We start from the raw sequence: 8868 nt of genomic DNA, 5'->3' as shown, positions 1-8868 counted from the left end.
CTTCATCCTGCACGCGGCATGGCTGGATCAGGCTTGCGCCCATTGTCCAAAATTCCCCACTGCTGCCTCCCGTAGGAGTCTGGGCCGTGTCTCAGTCCCAGTGTGGCTGGTCGTCCTCTCAGACCAGCTACAGATCGAAGGCTTGGTGAGCCTTTACCTCACCAACTACCTAATCTGCCATCGGCCGCTCCATTCGCGCAAGGTCTTGCGATCCCCTGCTTTCATCCGTAGATCGTATGCGGTATTAGCACAGCTTTCGCTGCGTTATCCCCCACGATTGGGCACGTTCCGATGTATTACTCACCCGTTCGCCACTCGCCGCCAGGATTGCTCCCGCGCTGCCGTTCGACTTGCATGTGTAAGGCATGCCGCCAGCGTTCAATCTGAGCCAGGATCAAACTCTATAGTTCGATCTTGATTTTTGCGCCTGACCTCGCGGCCAGGCAAAACTCATAAATAAAGAAATTAAAGTGAACTTTCACTTCTATCTTCATGAGCGTTTTTAAGTCTTGCGACTTGTTCCGAAGAACTTACGCAATTACCTTCAAACGCCCACGCTTATCGGCTGTAAATTTTTAACGAACCCCGAAGCAACTTTCGTTTGCTTCGTCTTGCTTGCTGCGATCAGCGAAGCCTTGTAGTCTATCACGATTTTTAAAGAACCGTCAAACTTTTTTCGCTTTCAACTTCTTCTTTATTCGCACCCCGCAACCTTCGTTGCAAGCTGCTGAAGCCGTTTCAGCGGAGCCTTGCAGTCTAGCACGACTTTTGCAGTCTCACCAAACTTTCTCAGCCCTTTTTCGCCTCCGCCAGCTTTTCGTCACAGCCCACAACTTCCGTCGCAAGCCGCTGAAGCCGTTTCAGCGAAGCCTTCGATTATGCACCGGTTTTTTAATGCCAGTCAAACTTTTTGAAGACTTCTTTGCTGANAACTTCCGTCGCAAGCCGCTGAAGCCGTTTCAGCGAAGCCTTCGATTATGCACCGGTTTTTTAATGCCAGTCAAACTTTTTGAAGACTTCTTTGCTGAACTGCAAGCAGCACCCCCTGGGAGGACCGCCTGCCAAAACACCCGAAGGCGATGTCAGCGCAGCCTTCGATTATGCATCGTTTTTCTCCACATCGTCAACCGTCGAAGACTTTTTCGCTCGGCCCTCGAAGAAGCCCCCCGGAGGTCACCGAGCGCCCCTCCTCTGCAGGTGAACGAGCCCGCCTCTCCATGCAGTGACCCGTCCTGCCATAGGTTGACACCTATAAGGGACACAGAGCGGGCTTGTTCAAGCCGGCCACGGACGCCCGATGGACTTCATCGGGCGTTTTCAACTCTAGGGACAGATGCGGTCTCTCCTGGTTGTAGATCTGCACGGACTGGCGAACCATCCGGGCTGCCTGGCTCAGGTCCACCGGCCGATGCAGCAGGAACTCCATTTTCAGGATTCCGTTGACGCGCTCGGCCAGCGCGTTCTGGTAGCAGTCATAGCCGTCGGTCATCGAGCAAGCGATGCCATGACGCCGGTGGATTTCCTGATAGTCGTTGGAACAGTACTGGATGCCTCTGTCGGAGTGATGCACCAGCATCTGCTGCGTTTGCCGGCTCTTGAGCGCCTCTTTCAGCGCCCGGCCGACTTGCTCGGTGCGCAGGCTGTCGTGCACGTGATGACCCACGATCTTGCGCGACCACGCATCCGTCACCAGGCTGAGATAGACGAACCCCTTGTCGGTGGGCAAGTACGTGATGTCCGCTACCCACACCTGCTCGCTGCCCGTAGGGCGCACCTGGCTCGGCCCCTCCTTGAGCAGGTTGGGGTGGCGCCGGAAGCGGTGGTGGCTGTCGGTGGTCTTGTGGTACGCCCGCCGCGGCACCACCAGCATGCGGGCCTCGCGCAGCACGTCCAGCAGCGCATCGCGCCCGAGGCTGGCGTGCGCCTGCTGCAGCGACTCCTTGAGCAGATGGTGCAGCTTGCGTGCGCCCAGCCGGGGCTGGCGCAGGCGCACATCGCGCACGAGTTCGATCACCGTCTCGCAGCGGGTTCGGCGCTGCTGCTGGTGCTGCAACTGCTGGTAGTAGCCTTGGCGGCTGATGCCCCAATAACGGCAAGCCCTCGCCACGCTCAACCCCGGGAGGAGCTTTTGCGAGGGAACTTGCCCGAAGGCTTTTTTACGATACGTACCCCGTAGTCCTTCTTCAGGACATCGAGCACGGCCTCGAACAACTGGGCCTTCTCGTTGGCTTCGCGAAGCTGGACTTCCAGGGCCTTGATCTTCTGTTCGGGAGTCAGCGGTGCAGCGGGTGCAGATGAGGGTTTCTTGATCGGTACTGGCATAGCAGGCCCCGATGATGCCGAACCCCAGTTCTGACGGCCATGCTTGCGCAGCCACACCAGAACGGTCGAACGTCCCTGGATGCCGTAGCGCTCCTGCGCCTGCTTGTAAGTGAGTTCGCCCTTTTCTACCTGGTCCACCACCGACAGCTTAAAAGCCAGCGTGTAGTCCCGTTGGGTGCGTTTGATGCTTGATTCCATTGACTTGCCTTTTCTTGAGGGAAAAGGTGTCAACCCAGTTCAGGACGGGTCACAGACAAGAAAAANGTACTGGCATAGCAGGCCCCGATGATGCCGAACCCCAGTTCTGACGGCCATGCTTGCGCAGCCACACCAGAACGGTCGAACGTCCCTGGATGCCGTAGCGCTCCTGCGCCTGCTTGTAAGTGAGTTCGCCCTTTCTACCTGGTCCACCACCGACAGCTTAAAAGCCAGCGTGTAGTCCCGTTGGGTGCGTTTGATGCTTGATTCCATTGACTTGCCTTTTCTTGAGGGAAAAGGTGTCAACCCAGTTCAGGACGGGTCACAGACAAGAAAAAAGCCCGATGGACATCCACCGGGCTTTTTAGTTGGAGCAATCAGTGATTGATCAGGCTGCCAGGCGCTGCTCGATCGCGGCCTTGGTTTCCGGCAATTCCTTCGGCAGATGGTGCTCGAGCTGCTTGAACAGCTCGGCGTGCAGTTTCAATTCAGCCTCCCACGCAGCCTTGTCGATGCTGGTCACGGTAGCGAACTGTTCGGCGCTGAAATCCAGGCCTGTCCAGTTCAGATCCTCGTAGCGCGGGCTCACGCCAGTGATGTGTTCCACACCATTGGTCTTGCTGCCTTCGACCCGATCAATCATCCACTTCAGCACGCGCATGTTCTCGCCATAGCCAGGCCAGACGAACTTGCCGTCCGCGCCCTTGCGGAACCAGTTCGTCGTGTAGATCTTCGGCAGCTTCGCGCCCGAGGCTTCGAGCTTCTTGCCGAGGTCGAGCCAGTGCTGGAAATAGTCGCTCATGTTGTAGCCCATGAACGGCAGCATCGCGAATGGGTCTCGGCGCACCACGCCTTGCTGGCCAGCAGCGGCAGCAGTGGTTTCCGAACCCATCGTCGCGGCCATGTACACGCCTTCGACCCAGTTGCGGGCCTCGGTGACGAGCGGCACAGTGGTCGAACGGCGGCCACCGAAAATGAAGGCATCGATCGTCACGCCCTTCGGATCGTCCCAGGCGTCGTCGAGCGCCGGGTTGTTGGTGGCGGCCACGGTGAAGCGGGCGTTCGGGTGCGCGGCCTTGGCGCCGCTTTCCTTGGCGATCTGCGGCGTCCAGTCCTTGCCCTGCCAGTCGATCAGGTGGGCTGGCAGCGCCTTGCCCGGTGCATCCTGTTCCATGCCTTCCCACCACACGTCGCCGTCGTCCGTGAGCGCGACGTTGGTGAAGATCACACCGTCGTCCAGGCTGCGCATGCAGTTCGGATTCGTCAGCATGTTGGTGCCGGGGGCCACGCCGAAGTAGCCTGCCTCGGGGTTGATGGCACGCAGCGAACCATCGGCCTGCGGCTTGATCCAGGCGATATCGTCACCGATGGTCGTGACCTCCCAGCCTTCGAAGCCTGCGGGCGGCACCAGCATCGAGAAGTTCGTCTTGCCGCAGGCGCTGGGGAACGCCGCTGCCACGTGGTATTTCTTGCCTTCGGGATTCGTCACGCCGAGGATGAGCATGTGCTCGGCCAGCCAGCCTTCGTCGCGGCCCATGTTCGAGGCGATGCGCAGCGCGAAGCACTTCTTGCCCAGCAGCGCGTTGCCGCCGTAGCCCGAGCCATAGCTCCAGATCTCGCGCGTCTCGGGATAGTGAACGATGTACTTGGTCTTGTTGCAGGGCCAGGACACGTCCTTCTGGCCGGCCTCGAGCGGTGCGCCCACGGTGTGCATGCAGGGCACGAATTCGCCATCGGCGCCCAGCACCTCGTACACGGCCTTGCCCATGCGGGTCATGATGCGCATGTTGACGGCCACATAGGGCGAGTCGGAGAGTTCGATGCCGATGTGGGCAATCGGCGAGCCCAGCGGGCCCATGCTGAACGGCACGACGTACATCATGCGGCCCTTCATGCAGCCGTCGAACAGAGGCTGCAGGGTCGCGCGCATTTCGGCCGGGGCCATCCAGTTGTTGGTGGGGCCGGCGTTTTCCTTCTCTTGCGAGCAGATGAAAGTGCGGTCTTCGACGCGCGCAACGTCGCTCGGGTCGGACACCGCGAGGAACGAGTTGGGGCGCTTGGCGGGATTGAGCTTCTTGAAGGTGCCGGCGTCGACCAGTTGCTGGCAGAGGCGGTCGTATTCTTCCTTGCTCCCGTCGCACCAGTGAATGGCTTCGGGTTTGCACAGCGCGGCCATGTCGGCCACCCAGGCAATCAGTTTCGCGTTCTTGACGTATGAGGGCGCCTGAATGATGCCCTTCATCGTGGGTGCGTTCATCGGAAAATCTCCTAAGTTGAAAAATCGTCTTTCCGAACGGGGCGCCGTACCTGCTCAGGCAAGGAGGTCCGTTTGAGAAAACGTTTCGCTTTGGGAGAGTGCGTCAGCGCGGGCCGCACCGCCCGCGGACAAAGGCGCGAAGGACTGTCAGCGTCAGGCCATGTAGACCGCGATGGAGGCCAGCAGCAGCATCAGCACGCCGCCGGCCAGCGGCAGCACCAGTGGCATCAGGTGAACGACCGACTCGACGGCGTCTTTTTCGACAGCGGCGCCGTGGCTCGGCTCAATGGGGGTGGGGTTGGACATCGGGAAGTACCTCGAATACGCAATTGACAAACTCCCGGCATTTTACCGACGGGCAGCCTGGGAGCGGTCTAGGGGGTTGCGAGCCCCTGAAGGGAACGGTCCGGGGTTGATCTTGCGGCTCAATGCTGCTCTTCGGCTTCGAAGCCGGCGTCTTTCAGCGCGGCCAGCACGCTGGCCAGGTGAGCCCGTCCGCGGGTCTGGAGCACCAGCTCGATGTCGACGTTCTGCGCCGCCAGCATCGTGAAGGCGCGCTGGTGATGGACTTCGTCGACGTTAGCGCCCGCTTCGGCCACAGTAGCCGTGATCTGGGCCAACGAGCCTGGAACATCGCGCGCGCTGACGCGCACGCGAGCCAGCCGGCCAGCCCGCACCATGCCACGCTCGATGATGGCCGCGAGCAGCAGCGGATCGATGTTGCCGCCCGACAGAACCAGTCCCACGCGCTTGCCCTTGAAGCGTTCGGGGTGCCGGATCAGCGCCGCCAGGCCGGCAGCGCCCGCGCCTTCGACCAGGGTTTTCTCGATTTCGAGCAGCATCAGCACGCCTTGCTCGATGTCGCCTTCGTCCACCAGCAGCAGGTCGTCGACCTTGCTGGCGATGATCTCCCGCGTCAGCACGCCCGGCGTGCCGACCGCGATGCCCTCGGCGATGGTGCTCTTGCCCTGCGCGTGGTGCGTACCCTTCACCGCGTTGACCATGGCCGGAAAGCGCGTGGTCTGCACGCCGACGATCTCGATGCCCGGCTTGCGCTCGCGCGCCGCAACCGCCATGCCGGCGATCAGCCCGCCGCCGCCCACCGCAACCACCAGCGTGTCGAGGTCGGGCACCACGTCGAGCATTTCGAGCGCCACCGTCCCCTGGCCCGCGATGATCGCCTCGTCGTCGTAGGGATGCACGAAGGTCAGCCCCTCGCGCTGGGCCAGCTCCAGCGCGTGGGCGCGGGCCGCATCCAGCGTGTCGCCGTGCAGCACCACCTCGGCACCGAAACCGCGCGTGCGCTCGATCTTCACGCCAGGCGTAAAGCGCGGCATCACGATCAATGCGCGCAGCCCCAGCCGCTGCGCGTGATAGGCCACACCCTGCGCATGGTTGCCGGCAGACATGGCGATCACTCCGCGTATACCGTTCTCCGAGAGATCGACCAGCTTGTTGCACGCCCCCCGCTCCTTGAACGAGGATGTGAACTGCAGGTTCTCGAATTTCAGGGACACCTGTGCGCCGACGATCTCGGACAGCGTGCGCGACTCGACGCAGGGTGTATTGAGTACCTGACCTTGCAAGCGCGACGCGGCGCGCAGGATTTCATCGATTCCGACCATGGCGCGCATTGTGGCTGGAATCTCACCCACGAGGGTTTTTACAGTTCGCCGGTCTTCCCGAAGCCAAAAGTCTGCGTTATGGTCGCTCCGAGATTGTCCTCGTTGGAGGTTGCCTGATGGTCAAGCGTGCGGGTGTCGATGTCGTGGCTGCTGCGGTACGCGGGCAGGCACTGCCGTCGCCCGGCCTCAAGGAGGCGCCGGTGCTCGAGCTCATGTGCTCGCACTTCGTGCTCACGCTGGCGGCCAAGCAGGGGCCGCGTTTCAATGTACGGCGCGACATCAATGGCCTGCTCTCGCTCACGGGGCGGCACCTGGTGTGGCCCGCGGCTGTGCTGCAGCGGCTGCGCGAATTCCTCGGGCGCCGCTGCGCGGGCAACGAGGCCTGGAAGGGCGTCGAGGACTTCGACGGCCGCACGCTGCTGGAGCGCCACGGCGTGTGGCGCGGCCCCTACGAAGAGGGCACGCTCTTCTTCTATCTCGACGAATATGCGAAAGACCAGCCGAAGGACCTGCTCTCGGTGCTGGCCGTCACGCGAGACTGGCTCACACACGCGCTGCGCAAGCAATCGACGCTGGTCGAAAAGAACATCGATGCGCTCGCGGGCCTGCTGCAGCTCAACAAGGCCGAGCGCGCGCTGCTGCTCTACGGCACCCTCGCGCGCTACCAGCGCGACCTGCGCTCGCTGCTGGTCGAGTTCAAGGTCAACAACGCCCCCGAGGCCTATGCGGCCATTGCCGACATTGCGGGCGTGAACGCGAGCGAGGTGGGCGAGGCGCTGCGCGCGGGATCGCGGCTCGAGCGCATCGGGCTGGTCGAGAACCTCATCTCCGAACACAACATCACCGACCTGGCCGACCTCATGAAGGTCAGTGAGAAGCTGCCGCCGGTGCTCATGCGCGAGTACCGCGACCACAACGAACTGATGGCCGTGTTCACGCGGCCCTCGGCCAAGAGCGCACTCACGCCGCACGACTTCTCGTTCGTGCAGGAAGACGCGCAGATGCTCGTCACGCTGCTGCGCGCGGCGGTTGCGCGCAAGGAGCCCGGCGTCAACGTGCTGCTCTACGGGCCGCCCGGCACCGGCAAGACCGAACTCGCGAAGGTCGTCGCGCAGGCTGCAGGACTCGAACTCTTCGAAGTCGAGTACGCCGACCGCGACGGCAATTCATTGAGCGGCCGCGACCGCTACCGCTCGCTGCAGATCGCCCAGGTGTTCCTCAAGGGCAGCGCGCAGGCCGCACTGTTGTTCGACGAGGTCGAAGACGTCTTCCCGCCCATCAGCACCGAGGCCGCGCAGTTCATGGCGCGCGCCGAGCAGATTCCGGCGCCCACCAGCGGCAGCGTGAGCGGCAAGGCCTGGGTCAACCAGATCCTCGAGGCCAACCCCGTGCCCACGCTGTGGGTCACCAACCGCATCGAGCAGATCGACCCGGCCTTCCGCCGCCGCTTCGCCTACCACCTTGAGCTGAAGTCGCCGCCGCCCGGCGCGCGCGAGCAGCTCGTGAAGAAGACGCTCGAAGGCGTGGTCGTGTCCGAGGCCTTCACCGCCAAGCTGGCCGAGCGCAAAGGCCTCACGCCCGCGCAGATCCGCACGGCAGTGCGCTTTGCGGGTCTCGCGCGAACCGACGACGCCTCGGTGGAAGCGCTCATCGAACGCCAGTTGCGCAACGCCGATCTCGCCCTCGGCACGCTCGATGCCGGCCGCGGCGAGCGCCGCAGCGTCACCACCTACGACCTCGACATGCTCCATGTCGAAACCCGCTTCGAGATCCCGCGCATCGTCGAGGCACTGAAGGCGCGCGGCCACGGCACGCTGTGCTTCTACGGCGCGCCCGGCACCGGCAAGACCGCGCTGGCCGAGCACATCGCCAAGGCCGTGGGCCGCCCGCTCATCGTCAAGCAGGCCAGCGACCTCATGAGCAAGTACGTCGGCGAAACCGAGCAGAACATGGCCGCCATGTTCCGCGAGGCCGAAAACGAAAAGGCCGTGCTGCTGCTCGACGAGGCCGACAGCTTCCTGCAGGACCGGCGCGGCGCGCAGCGCACCTACGAGGTGACCGAAGTCAACGAGATGCTGCAGGGCATGGAGCGCTTCAATGGCGTCTTCATCTGCACCACCAACCTGCTCGACCGGCTCGACCAGGCCGCGCTGCGGCGCTTCACCTTCAAGATCAAGTTCATGCCGCTCACCGCCGCGCAGCGCGAGCGCATGTTCGTGACCGAGGCGCTCGCGGGCGACGCCGCGCTCATGACAGCTGCCATGCGTTCGCGGCTGGCTCCGCTGACACAGCTGTGCCCGGGCGATTTCGCGGCGGTGAAACGGCAGACCGACATCCTCGCGGCCGAGTTCTCCGCGACCGAATTCCTTGACCAGCTCGAAGCCGAGCACCGTATCAAGCCCGAAGTGCGCGAATCGCGCGGCATGGGTTTCGTGCAATAGCGGGAACAGAAGAAAACCGGGCGCG

Annotated in this window: 5 protein-coding genes, 1 rRNA gene and 1 pseudogene (1 of these 7 cut by a window edge); 1 reads left to right on the top strand and 6 read right to left on the bottom strand. The window is 62.7% G+C overall.

Annotation, left to right across the window (positions count from 1 at the left end; translation table 11 throughout):
- From ASC92_RS13110 to ASC92_RS13090, 6 genes and pseudogenes are all read right to left on the bottom strand, one after another.
- Positions 1-410: ribosomal RNA gene (locus ASC92_RS13110) — 16S ribosomal RNA — on the bottom strand; it reaches 1125 nt to the left of the window's first position.
- A gap of 839 nt (positions 411-1249) precedes the next feature.
- Positions 1250-2520 (bottom strand): IS3 family transposase gene (locus ASC92_RS13105; protein WP_200935978.1). Its coding sequence is split into 2 segments (ribosomal slippage): positions 1250-2158 and positions 2161-2520, totalling 1269 coding nucleotides; the frame shifts between segments, so codons are not numbered across the junction.
- 66 nt (positions 2521-2586) lie between these two features.
- A pseudogene (locus tag ASC92_RS28605) lies at positions 2587-2793 on the bottom strand (IS3 family transposase); the annotation flags it as partial.
- Positions 2794-2908: 115 nt separating this feature from the next.
- Positions 2909-4777, bottom strand: a complete 1869-nt coding sequence (locus ASC92_RS13095) for a phosphoenolpyruvate carboxykinase (GTP) (RefSeq protein ID WP_056515805.1) — start codon at positions 4775-4777, stop codon at positions 2909-2911.
- A 153-nt stretch (positions 4778-4930) separates the two neighbouring features.
- Positions 4931-5083: a hypothetical protein gene (locus tag ASC92_RS29060; protein ID WP_200935977.1), complete on the bottom strand. Its 153-nt coding sequence runs from the start codon at positions 5081-5083 to the stop codon at positions 4931-4933.
- Positions 5084-5202: 119 nt separating this feature from the next.
- Positions 5203-6402, bottom strand: coding sequence for a threonine ammonia-lyase (locus tag ASC92_RS13090; protein ID WP_200935976.1), 1200 nt, complete (start codon positions 6400-6402; stop codon positions 5203-5205).
- A gap of 116 nt (positions 6403-6518) precedes the next feature.
- Between ASC92_RS13090 and ASC92_RS13085 the strand changes: the two genes are divergently transcribed.
- Positions 6519-8843, top strand: coding sequence for an ATP-binding protein (locus ASC92_RS13085; protein ID WP_056515799.1), 2325 nt, complete (start codon positions 6519-6521; stop codon positions 8841-8843).
- Positions 8844-8868: the final 25 nt, after the last annotated feature.

This window comes from Variovorax sp. Root411, from assembly GCF_001425205.1.
Classification (GTDB): domain Bacteria; phylum Pseudomonadota; class Gammaproteobacteria; order Burkholderiales; family Burkholderiaceae_C; genus Variovorax.
Note: the sequence above shows the minus strand (reverse complement) of the source record. Positions and strands in the feature narration are given on the sequence as shown.

Coding starts and splice junctions, on each gene's coding strand:
- ASC92_RS13095 (WP_056515805.1), bottom strand. CDS start 4,777: ATGAACGCACCCACGATGAAGGGCATCATTCAGGCGCCCTCATACGTC.
- ASC92_RS29060 (WP_200935977.1), bottom strand. CDS start 5,083: ATGTCCAACCCCACCCCCATTGAGCCGAGCCACGGCGCCGCTGTCGAA.
- ASC92_RS13090 (WP_200935976.1), bottom strand. CDS start 6,402: ATGGTCGGAATCGATGAAATCCTGCGCGCCGCGTCGCGCTTGCAAGGT.
- ASC92_RS13085 (WP_056515799.1), top strand. CDS start 6,519: ATGGTCAAGCGTGCGGGTGTCGATGTCGTGGCTGCTGCGGTACGCGGG.